Below are 17,859 nucleotides of genomic sequence, written 5' to 3' on the forward strand. Positions count from 1 at the left end.
GCATCCGTCCGCGTCAGCACACTCCCACGCCCAAAGCCACACAAGCCTCAGCGGAAGGGCGGCTCGTCGAAGGCACGCAGCTTGCGCGAATGCAGGCGGTCGCCTTCCCGGCGCAGCAGCTCCACAGCGCGCAGCCCGATCTGCAGATGCTGCGAGATCACGCCCTCGTAGAAGCGGTTCGCCTGGCCCGGAAGCTTGATTTCGCCGTGCAGGGGCTTGTCGGAGACGCATAGCAGCGTGCCGTAGGGAACGCGGAAGCGATATCCCTGCGCGGCGATGGTGGCGCTTTCCATGTCGACGGCGACCGCCCGGCTCTGGTTGAGGCGCTGGGCCGAGGCGGTGTAGCGCAGCTCCCAGTTCCGGTCGTCGGTGGTGACGACGGTGCCGGTCCGCAGCCGCTGCTTCACTTCCTCGCCATGCATGCCGCTGACCTGCTTGGTCGCGTCATAGAGCGCGCGCTGCACCTCGGCGATGTTCGGGATCGGGATATCGGGCGGCAGCACGCTGTCGAGCACGTTGTCATCGCGCAGATAGGCATGGGCGAGCACATAATCGCCGATCGCCTGGCTGCCGCGGACGCCGGCGCAATGGCCAATCATCAGCCAGGCATGCGGGCGCAGGACCGCAAGGTGATCGCAGATCGTCTTCGCGTTGGAGGGGCCGACACCGATATTGACCAGCGTGACGCCGCGGCCTTTCGGCCCCATCAAATGGTAGGCCGGCATCTGATGCTTCTTCCAGGCGAGGCTGGAAATCGCCGTTTCCGGGTCGGGCGTCTCGGCGGTGACCATGCTGCCCCCGGCGCAGGACAGCGCCTGGTAGCCGCTCTGGGGGTCGCGCACCTGATCGCACGCCCAGTGGATGAACTCGTCGACGTAGCGGCTGTAATTGGTGAAGAGGATGAAGGACTGGAGATGCTCCGGCGGCGTGCCGGTATAGTGCTTCAGTCGCGCCAGCGAGAAGTCGGTGCGCAAGGCATCGAAGTGGGACAGGGGAAGATCGTTGCCGGCGACGAACAGCCCGTCGGAGACCTCATCGCCGATGAGGGAGAGCTCCGTCGTCGGCAGGTACCGCGCCAGCGCCTGCATCGTCGTGCGATCCAGCTCCAGGTGCCCGTCTTCCAGCACATAGGAAAACGGCATCTCCTGGCGGGAGGGCGCGACACTCATCGCAAGATCGCAGTCGGTGGCGAGAAGGCCGAGCTGTTCGGCGAGATAGGAACGGAAAAGCCGCGGTCGGGTGATGGTCGTCACGTAATCGCCCGGGCGGGTGAAGCGGCCATAGGCGCGCGCCTTGAAACTGCGCGGCTCGGTGCCGTCCCAGGTGATGCGCAATTCGGGATAGCAGAAAAGACCGGCCGCCCGCGCGGCCGGGTCCGGGAGCGTGCCGTCGCGGGCAAAGCGGTCGATCGCATCGCGCAGCGCCCGGTGGGCGTCGTCGTAGAGCGCCTCGATGCGGTCGAGTGCCTCCTCCACGCTTCGAGACGCTTCTGTCTCTGCCGGCTGCATGAAGCCCCCTTGCGTCCCCAGGCGCGTCTTCGCCCTGCCTTCTGGACGCGCAAGAAGAGCTACGCCATTCGGGCAGGCCGGCCAACCCCACAACGGGTCCTATGCCGCCTGCGGATCGGCCGCCAGCCGGCCGGAAAGGCCCCTACGAGGCCTCCTGCGGCAACCCGCCCGCCGCCTGCGGCAAACGCCGCGGCGACGCCTCGGCCGGCCTTGCGGCCAGCTCGGCCTGGGCGAGGAGTTGCGTGTTGCCGCCGGCGGCGGTGGTGTCGATGCACAGATGCCGCTCATGCGCGACATGGGCGATGTCGGGAAGCGAGCGGATGAGGGGCAGGATCGGACCTTCCCGCCGTGCAAGCGCCCGCGCATAGGCCTTCGCGCGTTCTTCATCGCCCCACCACAGCGCGCCCGAAAAGCCCGCAAGGCCGAGAAGGGCCTCGGGCTCGACCCCGCCATCGGCGGCGACCGCCTCGCCGCCCAGCGCCTTCACGGCCTCCACCTGCCGGGCGGAGGCCGCCTCCCCCGGGCCGAGGCAGAGGAGCGGCGCGCGGGCGACAAGCGTCAGGCGGTTGAGCTCGCCCGTCGGGCCGGGCATCTCGGTCGCGGAGATCGTCCGCCCGCGCGGTGCCGCGACAAGCGCCGCCGCAAGGCTCGCCAGATCGGCCGGCCTTTCCCAGCCAATGCCCGGCGCAGGGGAATCCGGGCGGGTGAAGCGGCGCAGATAATTGGGGCCACCGGCCTTCGGCCCGGTGCCCGAGAGCCCCTCGCCGCCGAAGGGCTGGCTGCCGACCACCGCGCCGATCTGGTTGCGGTTCACATAAAGATTGCCGGCGGCGACCTTTCCTGCGACCGCGCCGACGCGGTCGTTGAGCCGCGTATGCAGGCCGAAAGTGAGCCCGTAGCCGGTGGCGTTGACGGCCGCCACGACGGCGTCGATCTCGCTTGCCCTGTAGGTCGCCACATGCAGCACCGGGCCGAAGATCTCGCGTTCCAGATCGGCGATGCCGCCGACACGGATGAGGGCGGGACCGAGGAAGGCGCCGCCTTCCGGCGCCCCGATCTGCCGGATCAGGCGTCCCTCGTGCCGCGCCGTCTCCACATAGGCGGCGATGTCGCGCTCGGCCTCGTGATCGATCAGCGGCCCGACGTCGTTGCTCAAGTGCCAGGGATCGCCGAGCGCGAGCTCGTCCATCGCGCCTTCCAGCATGGCGATCAGGTCGTCAGCGACATCCTCCTGAACATACAGACAGCGCAGCGCCGAGCAGCGCTGGCCGGCCGACTGGAAGGCGGAGGCGACGATGTCGCGGATCGCCTGTTCGGGAAGAGAGGTGCTGTCGACGAGCATGGCGTTGAGCCCGCCGGTCTCAGCGATGAGCGGCGCATCGGCGGCAAGATGCTCGGCCATGGCGCTGCGGATGAGGCGCGCCGTCTCCGTCGAGCCGGTGAAGGCGACGCCGGCAATACGCACATCCGAGGTGATCGCCGCGCCGATGACGGAACCCGGGCCGGGCAGGAGCTGCAGGGCGTCTCGCGGCACGCCAGCCCTGTGCAGGAGACGCACGGCATGCGCAGCGATCAGCGGCGTCTGCTCCGCCGGCTTGGCGATGACGCCGTTGCCGGCTGCAAGCGCGGCGGCGACCTGCCCGGTGAAGATGGCGAGTGGAAAATTCCACGGGCTGATGCAGGCGAAGACGCCGCGCGGCGGATCGGCGAGCGCCGCCGCGCCGGCCGCATAATAGCGGAGGAAATCGACGGCCTCGCGCAGCTCGCCGACGGCATCGGCGAGCGTCTTGCCGGCCTCCCGCGCGAGAAGCGCGAAGAAGGTGCCGAATTCCTCTTCGTAGAGATCCGCTGCGCGGGCGAGGATCGCCGCCCGTTCGGCCGCGGATGCCGCAAAAGCCCGTGCCGCCGCCAGCGCCGTCTCGACATCGGCCGCGCTGGCGTTCGTCACCCGGCCGACCGGCGCCCCGGTCGCGGGATCGAGGGACATTTCGCTTTCGCCGCCCGTCACCGAACCGGCGATCAGCGGCGCCGCCTCGACGGGAGGCGCCACATCGCGCGCGGCGAAGATCCGGGCAAGGGTCGGGCCGTGGCTGATGTCGAACCCGGCCGAATTACGCCGCTCCGGCTGGAAGAGGCTGGTGCCAGTCGCAATCCCCCGTCCCGCATTCGCCGCGCCCCGGTCGAGTTCGGCGAAGGGGCAGCCCACCACCGCCTCCGGCGCGACCTTCTCGTCGGCCAGCTTGTTGACGAAGGAGGAATTGGCGCCGTTTTCCAGAAGCCGGCGCACCAGATAGGCGAGGAGCTCGCGATAGGCGCCCACCGGCGCATAGATGCGGCAGCGGACGTTTTCTTCCGCAAGCACGATATCGTGCAGGCGCTCGCCCATGCCGTGCAGGCGCTGCAGCTCGAAGGCCTCGCGCGGCAGGCCCTGTGCCATGTCGAGCACGGCCGCGACGGTGTGGGCGTTGTGGGTGGCGAATTGCGGGTAGATCCGGCCCGTCATGGCGAGGAGCTTTCGCGCATTCGCCAGATAGCTCACATCCGTCGCCGCCTTGGCGGTGAAGACCGGAAAGCTGTCGAGGCCCTTCACCTGGGCGCGCTTGATCTCGGTATCCCAGTAGGCGCCCTTGACGAGGCGCACGGCAAGGCGCCGGTCGAGGCTTTCGGCAAGCCCGTAAAGCGCCTCGATCGCGCCACCGGCCCGGCGCCCGTAGGCCTGGACGACGACGCCGAAGCCGTCCCAGCCGGCAAGCTCGGGATCGGCCAGCACGGCCTCGATCACCTCCAGCGACAGGGTGAGCCGATCGGCCTCCTCCGCGTCGATGGTGAAGTTCATTCGGGCGCGGGCGGCCTGGCGCGCCAGGTCCCGCAGGACCGGCACGAGCTCGGCCATGACCCGGCCGGACTTTGCCACCTCGTAGCGCGGATGCAGGGCCGAGAGCTTGACGGAGATGCCCGGATTGGCGCGGAAGTCGCGCGCCGCGGCGTGCCCGCCGATGGCGTCGATGGCCGCGGCATAGCTCTGCCGGTAGCGCGCCGCATCGCGGGCGGTCAGCGCCGCCTCGCCGAGCATGTCGTAGGAGTAGGTGTAGCCCCTTGCCTCCTGCCGGCTTGCACGGCGAAGAGCCCCTTCGATCGTCTCGCCGAGGACGAACTGCCGGCCCATCTCCTGCATCGCCCGCCTTGCGCCGAGACGGATCGCGGGCCTTGCGAGGGAGCGAAGCGCCGGCCTGAGCGAGCCTTCTTCTTCCTCGTCTTCCCGCAGGATCGCCTGAACGAGCAGGAGCGCGCGCGTCGCCGCGTTGACGATGCGCGAGGGCGAGCGGCCGAGATGCTTTCGCCAGTCCGTCGGCACGATCTTGTCGGCGATCAGGCGGTCCTGTGTCGGCGCGTCCGGCACGCGCAGGAGCGCCTCGGCCAGGCACATCAGGGCGATCCCCTCCTCGCTCGCCAGACCGTATTCGGCGAGGAAGACCTCCATCAGGCCGGGGCGCGCGCCCTCGCGGATGCGGCGGACCAACTCGGTCGCCCGCTCCGAGATCGCCCGCTGCGTGCCGGCCTCGAAGCCGGCCTCTTCGCGCAGCCTTGCAACGAGTGCGGCTTCATCAGCCGTCTTGCCTTCATCGAGGATAGAAAGTTGATCCATTTCGCGCCATGCCTGATAACTAGCCCAATTGAACCGTTCTATCGGAGTCAGGGCAGCCGAAATGACCAATGTTGGGGACTCGACAGAGAATTCGCCCAAAATCGAGGACAAGAACAGGGCATTCGATCCAACGCGGCTCGACCGTACGGACCGCGCCATCCTGCGGGCCCTTTCGGCCGATGGCCGCATCTCCCTGTCGAAGCTCGCCGCGGCCGTCGGCCTTTCCAAGACGCCGGTGCAGGCGCGCGTGCGGCGACTGGAACAAAGCGGCGTGATCCACGGCTACCGGGCGATGCTGTCGTCGCGCAAACTCGGCCTGGAGCATCTCGCCTTCGTCGAGGTGCGCCTTACCGACACGCGCGAGAGCGCCCTCAAGGCCTTCAACAAGGCGGCCCGCCAGGTGCCGGAGATCGAGGAGTGCCACATGATCGCCGGCGGCTTCGACTATCTCCTCAAGGTGCGTACCGCCGACATGGTGGAATACCGCCGCGTGCTCGCCGAAGTGATCTCCGCCCTGCCGAACATCGCCTCGACCTCGACCTATGTCGTCATGGAGGCGGTCAAGGACGACGCGGTGTCGCCGATCCCCTGAACGGCGCGGCTTTCGCCTCCCTCAGGTCAGGGCCGACAGGGAGGGCGCGGCAGCGTCCCAGGTCTCGATGCCGTTCGCCGCGAGGGCGGGCAGCACGGCCTTCTTGGCGATCTTGCCGGAGGGCGTCTTCGGCAGCTCGGGAAGATAGGCGACGTAGCGCGGCACCTTGAAGGGCGCGAGCTGCTTGCGGCACCAGTCGACGACGGTCTCGGCCGGCAGATCGGCGGGCGCCACGCCCGGCGCGAGCTTCAGGCAGGCCATCACCTCCTCGCCGCGCAGATCGTCCGGCACGCCCACGGCGGCGGCCTCCTCCACCTGGGGCAGCGACATGAGCACGCTTTCCACCTCGCTGGCGGAAATGTTCTCGCCGCTGCGCCGTATGACGTCCTTGATCCGCCCGAGCATCGTCATGAAGCCGTCGCGGTCGCGCACGAACAGGTCGCCCGAGCGGAACCACGCGCCACAGAAGGCGGCGCGCGTCGCTTCCTCGTTGGCGAAATAGCCCTGCATCACGCCGGGCCCGGCGATCCAGAGTTCGCCGGGCGTGCCGTCGCGCACCTCGTTGCCCTCGGCATCGACCAGCTTCAGGTCCCGAAAGGGCACGGCGAGGCCGCAGCTTCCTTCCATCCAGTCGACCTCGTAGGGCATCGCCACGGCGGCACCGGTCTCCGTCGTCCCGTACATCTCGCGCACCGGCGCGCCGCCGAGGCGCTCCTCGACGTCGGCGCACAGATGCTTCGGCATGGCCATGGTGCCAGCCCAGGCCAGGGAAAGATCGCCCCGCCGGGGGGCGAGCGGCTGCTTGGCGAGCGCCGGCGTCACGCTGCAGAACTCGATGCGATGGGCGAGCAGCCGGTCGAGCATGCGCGTCAGGCTCGGGCGCGGGGCGACGCAGGCGGTGATGCCGCCCCAGAGCGCCATGAGGAAGCGCCACTGGCCGCCCATGTAGTGGAACGGCATGTCATGCAGCAGCCGGCCGATCGGCGGTCCCTGATGAAGCCGCGTCAGCGCGAGCACCAGCCAGTAGCGATGGGGGAGCACGCAGGCCTTGGGTGCCCCCGTCGAACCTGAGGTGAACTGCAGGGTCATGACCTCGTCGAGGTCGACCTGCGGGTTCTCGGCGAGCGGCTCCGACGCCGAAACGAGCTGATGCCATTCGCCCGCCGTCCCTGAAACGGCGGCGCCATGCACCACCACGCGCCCCAGCGGCAACGGAAAAGCCTCGCCCTCGCGCTCCAGCAGATCGCGATGCGCCGCGTCGATGACGAGGAGCTCGGCGCGGCCGCCGGTCAGCACATGGTCGAGCTCGCGCTGCGTGTAGCGCGTGTTGATCGGGATCATGACGGCGCCGAGACGTGCAAGCGCCATCCAGGTGATGGCGACCGCCGGCACGCTCGGAAGCATCACGCCGACTTGGGTGCCGCGTGCAACGCCGAGGCGGCGCAGTGCGGCGGCGCAGCGTGCCACCTGTTCTCCGAATGCGCCGAAGGTCAGGCTCTCGCCGTCTTCGATGGAGAGCCAGCAGACCCGGTCGCGGTAGCGCTCCACCGCCCGATCGAGGAGCGCGCCGAGATTGGCCGGCAGGGGCGTTTCCTCGACCTCGCGCCTCTTCCGGCCCAGCGCCTCCAGGATGGCGGCGCGACGCGCGGCCTCGGCTTTGCTCATCGCGCGATCCGGAAGGTCGGCAGCGGAAAGCGGGCAGCGTCGGCCTTGCCCACAAGGGCGACGCCTGCCCCGCTCTCAAGCTCCTCGCCGTCCGCCACGAGAACCCGGGCGATCATCGAGATTCCCTCCTCCAGAGCGATCTCGGCAAGGCCGATCGGCGCCTCGGCATCGAAGGGCGCGGGCAAGCCGCGATGGATCACGGAGAAGGAGACGACGGTGCCCTTGCCGCTCGCCGGCCGCCAGACGAGCCGGTCCGACCAGCAATGGGGGCAGACCGGGCGCGGATAGAAGACAGCCTTGCCGCAGCCTTCGCAGTGCTGCAGCACAAGCTCGCCCGCCTCCCGCCAGCGCTTCAGCATGGGCGCATTGTCGGGCGTCACACGCGCCTCGGGATAGGCGGCGCTCACTTCGTTGGTCATTGCGCGCGCTCCAGGATCATGGCGCTTGCCGAAAGGCCGTGGCCGTAGGCGACCATGCCGTAGCCGGAAACGAGGCCGCGCCGCGCCCCGGCGACCTGGCGCGCGCCGCCCTCGCCGCGCAGCTGGCGGACGGCCTCGGTGAGGCCGATCATGCCGCCGCCGCCGCCGGTCTGGCCGCAGGAGAGCTGGCCGCCCCCGGTGTTGAGCGGCAGGTCGCCGTCGAAGGTCATGCGCCGTTCGGCGAGAAAGGGGCCGATCTCGCCCTTGGCGCAGAAGCCCAGATCCTCCAGCTGGATCGCCACCATGATCGGGTAGTCGTCATAGGCCTGGACGAAATCGAGGTCCCCGGGGCCGAAGCCCGCCGTTTCGTAAAGGTCGTCGCGGAAGACTTCCCAGCCGCCCCTGAGCGGGCTCACCTCGCCGAGGGGGTGGTTGTGACGCTCCGCGGCCGCCCGAACCGCCACAGCCTTGCCGGAAGGCGCCTCCTCAAGCGGTCCGACGAGGATCGCTTCGGCGCCCGAACAGGGCATGACGCAGTCGAAAAGGCGGATCGGGTCGGCGATCAGCGGCGCCGTGAGATAGTCCTCAAGGGTCATTTCCTTGCGCAGGAGCGCCGCCTCGTTCCGCCGCGCATTGGCGCGCTGGTCGACGGCGATGCGGCCGAGCTGCTCGCGCTTGGTGCCGTAGGTCTGCATGTGCTTGCGCTGGATGATGCCGAAAAGGCCGTTCATGCCGCCGAAGCCGTGCGGCGCCAGATAGTCGCCGATGGAGCCGTTGAAGCGCCCGATCCTTCCACGGAAGAAGGCGCCGTCCTGCGCGGCACCGGCCAGGCAGAGGACATGGCTCGCCCGCCCGGCCTCGATGGCGTGGACGGCGTCGAACACGTTGACGACGGCGCCGGCGCCTCCGGCATTGCCAATGCTCGCCCAGGAGACGGAAAGGCCGAAAGTCTCCGCCAGCGTCACCGCATTGTCGGGCGGCAGCGTCGTGGAGCTGACGGAAATTCCGTCGACCGCCGAACGCTCGAGCCCGGCACTTGCGAGCGCCGCACGCGCGGCTTCGGCCATATAGCCGGCCTCCGAGCGGCTCGGGCTCTTCTCATAGGCCGAACTGCCATAGCCGATGATGCCGATGCGATCGGAGACGGCGCGATCGGAGACAGCGCGATCGGAGACGGGGCGCGCGGGCGCGCGGGACGTGGAGGGGGACTGGCTCATCGTTTCTGCCTGCTATCCGATCAGCGCCACGAGCCTGTCGAGCGAGGCGGCCCCTTCGATGCCGTTGATCTCGTCGATGATGTCGTCGACGCGGCTGTCGCCCAGCGCCGCCGACGAAAGATCGGCAAACTTGCCCTCGATCTCGGCGCGGCTCATCGGCGCCTCCGGCTCGCCCTTCGGGAAGGGAACGAGGCGCTCGAAGCTGCGGCCATCGGCAGCGCTCACCGTGACATGGGCCGGCCATTCCTGAGGGAAGCGCGCCGTCATGCCGTCATCCGCCTGCACTTTCACCCGTTCGGCGAAGGCCTGAAGGTCGGGGCGCGCGACCAGATCCTCGGTGAAGTCCGATTCGCCCACTTTGCGCTTGAAAGCTGCGACCGCCAGACTGAAGGGGATGCTCATCTTGGCGTCGAAGAGGCTCTGCGGCCTGGTGCGGTGCGGCCGCCCGTCGACGGCGATGCCGTAGGTGGTGATCACGACAGAGGCGATGTCCTGCGGCTCAAGGTCTTCGGCGGCGAGAATATCCAGGAAGCCGTCGATCGGCGCGTGGTTGTAGCGGCAGCAGGAATAGGGCTTCAGACTGGTGCGCGAGACTTCCCACACCTCGCCCATATTTTCCGTCACCAGGGAGAGATCGTAGTCGCCGGAAAAGCTCTCGCAGAACCCCTTGGGCTGCTCGATCACGTTGCGGCTGCCGGTGAAGCCCCTGGCGGCGAGAAGCGCGGCGAGGACGCCGGCGCTCGCCGCATGGCCCGGACAGAGCCGCTTTCCCATGTCGCCGTCGCCATAGATCGAACTGTTGATGCCGGCCGCCTGCACGCCTGCCAGGCCAAGGGCGTCGCGCATGCGCTCGCTGTCGAAACCGAGCAGCGCACCTGCGGCGGCCGCCGCGCCGAAGGTGCCGCAGGTGCCCATGCTGAGAAAGCCCCTGCGCCAATGGTCCGGCTGCACGGCGTTGGCGATGCGCAGGCACGCCTCGTAGCCGACGATGATGGCGCGCAGAAAGTCCGCCCCGCTCGCCTTCTCGCGCTCGGCAATGGCGATGGCGGCGGGAACGACGGCGGCGCCGACATGGGTGATGGAGGGCCGGTGCGTATCGTCGAGCTCGATCACATGCGCGATCAGGCCGTTGAGATAGGCCGCATTGGTGCAGGAGGTGCGAAAGCCGAGACCCCAGGCCGAGCTTTCCGCCGTTCCTCCGAGCGCGCCGAAAACCTCGGCGGCGATACGGGCTTCTTCGGTGCGAAGGGCGCCGAAGGCACAGCCGAGGAGGTCGAGCACCATGACGGCGGCATCGTCGCGGGCCTTGCGCGGCACATTCTCAAGTTCGATGCCGACGAGGAAGTCGGCGAGCGCCTTGGTGACGGCCCTGTCCTGCAGGCCCCCAGCGTGAACGTTCATCGGGATGGATCACTCCGGTTGAAGATCGGATCGAAAGCTTCGCCCACCATCAAGGGCCCCAGATCAGGTTGGGCAGGAAGAGCACCGTCTGCGGCACATAGGTGACGAGGAGCACCGTGCCGAAGAGCGGGATGTAGAAGGGCAGCACCGCCCGCACGACGCCGCCGAAGGGCGCCCGGGCGATCGCGGCGGCGATGAACAGGCTCGGCGCCACCGGCGGCGTGAGAAGGCCGATCAGCAGATTGACGTCGACGAAGATGCCAAGATGGATCGGGTCAAGGCCGAGCTGCGCTCCGAGAACCAGCATCGTCGGCGCGACGATGACGAGCGCGGCGACCCCTTCAATCAGCATGCCGAAGATGGCGAGCCCGATGTTGAGGATGAGCAGGATGAGGAACGGGCTGGACGTGATGGAAAAGAGCACCGCCGCGAAGGCCTCCGGCAGCTTCTCGATGGCGATCGCCCAGCCGAAGGCGTGCGCGCCGGCGACCATCAGCATGATGAAGCAGGTGGCGACGATGGTGTCGTCGATGGCGCGGATCAGCGAGGCGAAGCGGAGCTGGCGATAGCAGACGCCGAGCACCAGAGCATAGACGGTGGCAAGCACGCCCGCTTCCGTCGGCGTGACCACGCCGCCCAGGATGCCGCCGATGATGATGACAGGGGTGACCAGTGCCGGCAGAGCGTGCCACAGCGCCTCCCCCAGCTCGCGCATGCCGGCGCGCGAACGCCGCGGGCAGCTGACGAAGCCGAAGCGGTCGAGGACGTGGATGAGCACCATCATGGAAGCGCCCATGATGATGCCCGGAATGATGGCTCCGGCGAACATCCGGCCGACGGAAACCCCGGCAAGCCCCGCCCAGACGACCATGCTGATACTCGGCGGGATGATAGGCCCGATGGTGGAGGAGGCGGCGGTCACCGCGGCGGTGAAGGAGGGGTCGTAGCCCCGCTTCAGCATCGCCTGCGTCTCGATCGTGCCAAGGCCGGCGACATCGGCGGAATTGGAGCCGGACATGCCGGCGAAGACCATACTGGCGAGCACGTTCACTTGCGCCAGGCCGCCCCGGTAATGGCCCATCAGCGCGTTGGCGAAATTGAAGATCCGCTCCGTCACGCCGATCTGGTTCATCACGTTGGCCGCCAGCAGGAAGAAGGGGATGGCGAGAAACGTGAAGCTGTCCATCGTCCCGAGATACCGCTCGATGACGATGGAGGGATTGAAGCCGCCGTGGAGCGTGTAGGCACCCGCGGCGAGCATGAGGGAAAAGCCGATAGGGAAGCCGACGACCAGAAGGGCGCAGAGCGTCCCGATGAGGATGAGCATGCCCATCTAGTCGCCAATCTCCAGCTTGCGGGCCTCGTCCAGCTCGTCCGACTGGGACAGGCTGCCGGCAAAGCCGAAGCGGTTCGCGATGGTGATCGGCACGGTCTCGCCGAGGAAGGTTTCCTCCAGAAAGACCAGGATCGAGGTGATCATCATGGAGATCAGCGACCAGAGCAGCGCGAGCGAGATCCACGAGCGCGGCATGTGATTGAGCGGGCTGAAGAAGCGCCGGTAGAGCGTATGCAGGCCCATCGCCTCGTGGATGAGGAAGGCGAAGAACAGCGCCAGCACGATCGACAGGACGATGCGCAGCATCCGCTGCCAGCCGGGAGGCAGAACCACCACCAGGCCGCGCAGCTGCAGATGGCGCCCGCGCCGGAAGACGACGGCGATCCCGATCAGGACGAGGGCGGTGAACAGATACATGATGACTTCATGCGTCCAGGCGACCGGCGCCCCCAGGCCGTAGCGCATCACCACGTTGAAGCTGACGAGGCACAGGATCGCGACGATGCAGACCATGCAGAACGCCGTCTCGACAACCTCGCTCAGATCGACGAACCGGCGCAGCAGGACCCGAAAGGGGGTCGCGATGGCGCGGACCGGATGGCCCGCGCCCGCCGCGTCAGTTCGTTTCGGAGTCAAGCGCCACGATCCTCTGGTAAAGATCGGGAATGTTCCAGAAGCCTTCCGCTTCCAGCTTCGGGCCGAGGTTGTCGATGATCTTCTGGCGGAAGGGCGCCGGGTCGGCGTCGATGATCTCGGCGCCGCGCGATTCCAGCGTCTTGCGCAGTTCCTCTTCGCCCTTCTCGGCCTTTACCCAGGCGGCCGCATTGGCCTCCGTGACCGCCTCGCTGAGAGCGGTCTTCTCCTCGTCGCTCAGGCTCTCATAGACCTGCTCGTTGATGAAAAGGCCGGTCGGCTCCCAGTTGTGGCCGGTGTTGAGGATGTACTTGCCGGAATCGGTGAAGCGCTCCGATTCGATGCCCGACATGCTCGACTGGACGACGTCGATGATGCCCTGCGAGAAGGCGAGGTAGGTTTCCGTCCAGGCGACGGGCGTCGGCACCGCGCCGAGCGCCTCCAGCGAACGCGCATAGCCCTCCACGGAGGGGATGCGGACCTTCTTGCCCTGCATGTCCTCCACCGTGCGGATCGGCTCCTTGGAGATGAAGGTGCTCGGACCGCGCACCGCCGCCAGCGACAGGGCGCGCACGCCCGTTGCGTCGATGAGCTTCTGGTTCATCTCCTCGAAGACGTCGCTCTTGGCGAATTTGGCGATGTGGTCGGCCGAGGTGAAGAGGAAATAGACCGACAGGATACGCCAGTTATCCTCGTAGCCGCCGGCAAAGACCGCCGTTCCGCCGAACATGTCCTGGCTGCCGGTCATCACAGATTCCATCTGCGCCGGCGCCGCGCCGAGCTGGCCGGCGGGGAAGATCTGGATGTCGAGCTCGCCGTTCGTCTTCGCCTTTGCGCGCTCGGCCATGTCGGCGAAGGCTTCGGTCTGTGGATGGTTCGGCGCCGTCGTGGTGCCGAGACGCAAGGTCTTGGCATCGGCCGTGCCGGTGCCGGTGCCGCAGGCGATTGCCAAGGCCATGGCCGAAGCAAGAAGGGTCGCAAGGTGGCTTTTCATTGTGTTCCCCTAGGTATGATTTTTGCCACGTCCCGCCGTCAGCCGACGTCGGGGATCTCGATCTGCGTCAGCGGTACGTGCTGCTGGCAGCCATAGACATCCGTTTCGCCGAAATCGCCGGAGCCGATGGGGCGACGGATGGTGATCTTGATCGCCAGCGCCGGATCGTACGGGCGGCAGACGAGAACCTCGTTGTGCGAGACGCGGTAGAGCTCGGAGACGAGCTCTCGCGTGATCGCGCCGCTGTTCTTGACGCGCTCGTAGTTGTCCCGGTCCTCGAACATGATGTCGAAGGTGAGCTCGAAGGGACCCGCATTCTTGCTGCGGATCACCTGCGCGTAGTCGATGAGCTTGGCCATGCTGAGCGTGCCCTTCCGGCTAGTTCTTCACGTCCACGAGCTGCATCGGGAAGACCTCGCAAGGGTCCTCGAGCGGCAGCAGGTGGTAGACGGAGAAGCGGTAGGCGGGGCCGACCGGCACATTGAAGGGCGAGAAGGGGTAGGCGAGATTGCCCGCGGTGGTGACGATGCCCGGATAGCCGATGTGCTGGAGCGTGCCGCGCACGAACATGGCGATGGCGTTCGCCGCTTCCTGCGTCGGGGCCACCGCCTCGATGAGAAGGCCGATCTCCTTGGCCACGAAGTCCCGGTCGGGCTCCAGCGACCCCATCACGGCATCGCGCCCATAGGCGTGATAGGCCAGCTTCCAGTCGCCGGCGGAAGAGACGGGAAAGCGCTTCTGCGCGCGGGCGCGGGCCTCCTCGAGCACATGGTCGAACTGGGCGATCATGATCGGATCGCGCACGCCCACCATGACGATGCTGCGATAGCCGATGAACTCGGCCCCCTCCAGCTTGACCATGTAGCGCTCGTCGGGAACGAAGCGGCTGCCGGCGACGCGCACGGTGCGCGGATCGATCTGCTCGAAGGTGCAGTCGGTCAGGTCGTTGGTGCCGCCGGGGCCCGGCTGGATGCAGGGGTCGCCGCGCTCGTAGAGCGAATGGGCGGCGACCGAAGTCGGCGTGCATTTGAACGCCTCGGCGCCGGGACGCACGTCGAAGGCATCCCTGGAGAGCCGGCCGAGCATCGGCTCGGCGAGATCGCAGGGAACCGCCGAGATGCCGCCGCATTCGAGGATCTTGCCCATATGGAGGGCAAGGCCACGGTTGAAGCCTTTCAGGATCGGCATGGCGGCGAAGACGGCGTCGTCGCAGGCGCGGCCGCACAGGATCACATCGGCGCCGGCCTCCAGCGCCTTGATGATGGGTTCCACGCCCATCTGGCCGCAAATCGGGCCGCAGCGGTCGATGATATCGGCGTCGAGCTCGTTTTCCGGCCCGAGCGAGGCGAGACCGCCGAGATCGGAGATGCGGCGCTTGAGGGCATTCTTGTCGAGCTCGGCATCGACGAGCGCCATCTTGAAGGAATAGCCCTTTTCGCGGGCGATCTCCTCGATGATCTCCGCGCCGATCTTGAGCTGGTCACGCGCGCCGCTGGTAAAGACCGAGCCGACGATGAGCGGGATGTTTCGCTCGATCGCCTGCGTCAGCATGATTTCGAGGTCGTGCTTGTAGGTGGAGCGCGGCAGGAAGGCCTGGCCGCTGCCGTGGTAGTAGGGGCCCATATCGGTCGAGCCGGCATCCTGACCGATGAAATGCGCGCCTTCGTCCAGCGCGGCCTTGAGAGCCTCGGGAGGATAGCCGCTGCCCAGCGACCCGCACGGGGCAACGCCGACGATCTCGTCCATTTCTGTCTCCATCGGACCGCGCCCGCGGCCGAGCGAGCGGCCGGGCGACGTGGGTCATGTCAAACTGTATGCAGATGCTTGAACAATTTTGGAAAGGCGTCAACCCTTCATTTCAGAGGGTTTTTTGGCATCATGGCCTGCGACGGTGCGGCCAGCTTGACCCATTCCACATCACGGAATACAAATCTGCATACAGTTTTTACGCCCTTCAGCGCCAGAGGTTTGACGAGTGAATTCCTTCAGCCCGGTCTCCGCCGGAGACGACACCGCCAAGAACGACAAAGTGACCGGAGCCGAGGCCTCGGTCCTGATGCTGCAGCAGCACGGCGTCTCCCACATCTTCGGCCTGTGCGGCGATACCAGCCTGCCCTTCTACGACGCGCTCGCCCGGCTCAATCACGGCATGAAGCACATCCTCACCCGCGACGAGCGCGCCGCCGGCTACATGGCGGACGCTTATGCCCGCGTCACCGGCAAGGTCGGCGTCTGCGAGGGCCCCTCCGGGGGCGGCGCGACGCACATCCTGCCCGGCGTGGTGGAAGCGAACGAGAGCTCCTCGGCCGTCGTGTCGATCACCTCCGACGTTCCGGTCACGGCACGCGGGCGCTATCCGCTGACCGAACTCGACCAGACGGCGCTTTTCCGGCCACTGACCAAGTGGAATGCGGTCGCCGATCACGTCACACAGATTCCCGGCATTTTCCGCACAGCCTTCCGCGCCGCCACGACCGGCAAGCCGGGGGCGGCCCATATCGGCCTGCCTTACGACCTGCAGAAGCAGACGCTGGAGGCCTCCGACATCTGGAGCCTGCCGGAGCATGCCCGTTTTCCGGCCTTCCGCACGGCCCCCGACCCGGCCCTGGTCGAGCAGGCGGCCCATCTGATCGCCGCAGCCAAGCGCCCGGTGCTGATCTGCGGCGGCGGCTGCATCCAGTCCGGCGGAACCGCCGAGCTTGAGGAACTGGCGATCATGCTCAACGCGCCGGTGGCCTCCACCGTTTCGGGCCATGGTGTCATCTCCGACAACCATCCGCTCGCCGTCGGCGTGGTCGGCGCCAACGGCGGCACCGATGCGACGCGCGAGATCGTGGCGGAGGCCGACTGCGCCATCTTCATCGGCTGCCGCGCCGGCTCCACCTCCACCGAGCACGGGAACGTGCCGAGCAGGGACGTCACCATCGTCCATATCGACATCGACCCGATGGTGGTCGGTGCCAATTACCGCTGCGATGCGGGCCTCGTCGGCGATGCCAAGCTCGTGCTTGCCAGCCTCAACACGGCCGTCGCGGCCCGCATCGGCAAGCGCGACCCGGACCGGCAGTTGGTCGAGCGCCTCGCGGCGATGCGTGAGGCGAAATGGCGGAACTTCGATCTTCTCGCCCGCTCCGACGACAAGCCGATCCGGCCCGAACGCGTCATCGCGGCTCTGCAGAGAGAGTTGCCGGAGGAGGCGATCATCGTCGCCGATCCGGGCACGCCCTGCCCGTATTTTTCCGGCTATTATCGCTTTGCGCGCGCCGGCCGCCACTTCATCAGCAACCGCGCCCACGGCGCGCTCGGCTACGCCATGGCGGCCGGCATGGGCGCCTGGTACGGACGCCCCGACGTGCCGGTCGTCTCGGTGATGGGCGACGGCAGCTTCGGCTTCACCGTCGGGGAGCTGGAGACGATCACGCGCATGCGCATCCCGCTGAAGATGGTCGTCTTCGCCAATTCCGCCTTCGGCTGGATCAAGGCGAGCCAGAAGGACGGCTATCAGGAGCGCTACTATTCGGTGGACTTCAACCGCACCGATCACGCGGCCGTCGGCGCGGCCTACGGCATCAAGTCCTGGCGGGTGGAAAACCCGGCCGAGGTGGAGACCGCCATCCGCGAGGCGCTCGCCCATGACGGGCCGGCGCTGATCGATGTCCACAGCCAGCCGCTGGAGGAGTCCGCCGTCCCCGTCAGCCAGTGGATGGGCTGATCAGGACCGCGCGAGCGCCTGTCCGACGAAGATGTCCCCGTAGAGCTGGCGGATGGAGGTATCGATCTCGTCGAGCCGCTTTTCGATATGCATGCTCATCAGCTGGGCCGCCCGATCGGCGTCCCGGCCGACGATCATCATCAGGATGTGGCGATGCTCTTCCTGGGTCGCCGGACGGCCGCGCCGGTTGAGATCGATCCAGCGGATCGGCCGGATGCGGTCGTTGACGTTCTTGAGGGTGCGCAGGATCTCCATGTTGCCGGACATGCGCATGATCGATTCATGGAAGGTCTCGTCATAGGAGACGAGGGCGCTGATCGGTTCATGCCGCGGATCGGCGGTGGAATCGAGAAACGCCCTCAGATTCTGCAGATCCTCGTCGCGCGCGTTCTGCGTGGCAAGGCGCACGCCGGCAACCTCGAGCACCGTGCGCAGCTGGTAGAGCTGGAAGATCTCATTGGGATCGAGCGACTTGCAGAAGAAGCCCCTGGAGGGCTGCGTGGTGAGGAAGCCTTCGATGGCGAGCCTGTTCAGAGCCTCGCGCAGCGGCGTGCGCGAGACGCCAAGCTTGCGGGAGACCTCAACCTCGTTGATGCGCTCGCCGGGCCGGATCTCGAATTCGTTGATCATGGCGAGGATACGCCGGTAGGCGAGCTCGACCATGCTTTCCTTGCCGTCTCCCCTCGCCCTCCGTTCCTCCCGGTCCGAAGCGCTAGCGACCTTCGCGTTCGTGGTC

General features: G+C 67.6%; 14 protein-coding genes. 2 read left to right on the top strand and 12 right to left on the bottom strand.

Annotated elements, in window-relative coordinates:
* Positions 1-47: 47 nt before the first annotated feature.
* Both CLD20_RS17955 and putA read right to left on the bottom strand, forming a co-directional pair.
* A complete protein-coding gene (locus tag CLD20_RS17955; protein ID WP_224408045.1) occupies positions 48-1,508 on the bottom strand; it encodes an AMP nucleosidase in 1,461 nt (486 codons plus the stop codon).
* A gap of 142 nt (positions 1,509-1,650) precedes the next feature.
* Complete coding sequence (gene putA / locus CLD20_RS17960) at positions 1,651-5,154, bottom strand: bifunctional proline dehydrogenase/L-glutamate gamma-semialdehyde dehydrogenase PutA (RefSeq protein WP_224408046.1); 3,504 nt, start codon at positions 5,152-5,154, stop codon at positions 1,651-1,653.
* Positions 5,155-5,215: 61 nt separating this feature from the next.
* Between putA and CLD20_RS17965 the strand changes: the two genes are divergently transcribed.
* Positions 5,216-5,746 carry an Lrp/AsnC family transcriptional regulator gene (locus CLD20_RS17965; protein WP_224408047.1) on the top strand — a complete coding sequence of 177 codons (531 nt, stop codon included), beginning with the start codon at positions 5,216-5,218 and terminating at the stop codon, positions 5,744-5,746.
* 21 nt (positions 5,747-5,767) lie between these two features.
* On the opposite strand, the gene CLD20_RS17970 is transcribed toward CLD20_RS17965, so the two are convergent.
* From CLD20_RS17970 to CLD20_RS18010, 9 genes are read right to left on the bottom strand one after another with little or no spacing between them, the layout of a single operon-like run.
* Positions 5,768-7,411, bottom strand: a complete 1,644-nt coding sequence (locus tag CLD20_RS17970; RefSeq protein WP_224408048.1) for a class I adenylate-forming enzyme family protein — start codon at positions 7,409-7,411, stop codon at positions 5,768-5,770.
* On the bottom strand, positions 7,408-7,830 hold the full coding sequence (locus tag CLD20_RS17975; RefSeq protein WP_224408049.1) for a Zn-ribbon domain-containing OB-fold protein: 423 nt from the start codon (positions 7,828-7,830) through the stop codon (positions 7,408-7,410). Before CLD20_RS17975 ends, CLD20_RS17970 begins: the two co-directional genes overlap by 4 nt.
* Complete coding sequence (locus CLD20_RS17980; RefSeq protein ID WP_224408050.1) at positions 7,827-9,047, bottom strand: thiolase family protein; 1,221 nt, start codon at positions 9,045-9,047, stop codon at positions 7,827-7,829. Before CLD20_RS17980 ends, CLD20_RS17975 begins: the two co-directional genes overlap by 4 nt.
* Positions 9,048-9,059: 12 nt before the next feature.
* A complete protein-coding gene (locus tag CLD20_RS17985; RefSeq protein ID WP_224408051.1) occupies positions 9,060-10,448 on the bottom strand; it encodes an MmgE/PrpD family protein in 1,389 nt (462 codons plus the stop codon).
* Positions 10,449-10,497: 49 nt separating this feature from the next.
* A complete protein-coding gene (locus CLD20_RS17990) occupies positions 10,498-11,781 on the bottom strand; it encodes a TRAP transporter large permease (RefSeq protein ID WP_224408052.1) in 1,284 nt (427 codons plus the stop codon).
* Positions 11,782-12,420: a TRAP transporter small permease gene (locus CLD20_RS17995; RefSeq protein ID WP_224408053.1), complete on the bottom strand. Its 639-nt coding sequence runs from the start codon at positions 12,418-12,420 to the stop codon at positions 11,782-11,784.
* Complete coding sequence (locus CLD20_RS18000; RefSeq protein ID WP_224408054.1) at positions 12,401-13,411, bottom strand: TRAP transporter substrate-binding protein; 1,011 nt, start codon at positions 13,409-13,411, stop codon at positions 12,401-12,403. Before CLD20_RS18000 ends, CLD20_RS17995 begins: the two co-directional genes overlap by 20 nt.
* A 38-nt stretch (positions 13,412-13,449) precedes the next feature.
* Positions 13,450-13,770 (bottom strand): DUF4387 domain-containing protein, encoded by a 321-nt coding sequence (locus CLD20_RS18005; protein WP_224408055.1) that lies wholly within the window; start codon positions 13,768-13,770, stop codon positions 13,450-13,452.
* A gap of 19 nt (positions 13,771-13,789) precedes the next feature.
* The gene (locus tag CLD20_RS18010) at positions 13,790-15,157 is read right to left on the bottom strand and encodes an acyclic terpene utilization AtuA family protein (RefSeq protein ID WP_224408056.1); all 1,368 of its coding nucleotides are present in this window, start codon (positions 15,155-15,157) and stop codon (positions 13,790-13,792) included.
* 229 nt (positions 15,158-15,386) lie between these two features.
* Here CLD20_RS18010 and CLD20_RS20455 point away from each other — a divergent pair, with 229 nt between their 5' ends.
* Entirely contained in the window at positions 15,387-17,123 is a 1,737-nt protein-coding gene (locus tag CLD20_RS20455; RefSeq protein WP_224408057.1) for a thiamine pyrophosphate-binding protein, read from the top strand.
* Here CLD20_RS20455 and CLD20_RS18020 read toward each other — a convergent pair whose 3' ends face one another.
* Entirely contained in the window at positions 17,124-17,786 is a 663-nt protein-coding gene (locus CLD20_RS18020; protein WP_224408058.1) for a GntR family transcriptional regulator, read from the bottom strand.
* Positions 17,787-17,859: the final 73 nt, after the last annotated feature.

Source organism: Afifella sp. IM 167, from assembly GCF_020144925.1.
Lineage (GTDB): Bacteria > Pseudomonadota > Alphaproteobacteria > Rhizobiales > Afifellaceae > Afifella.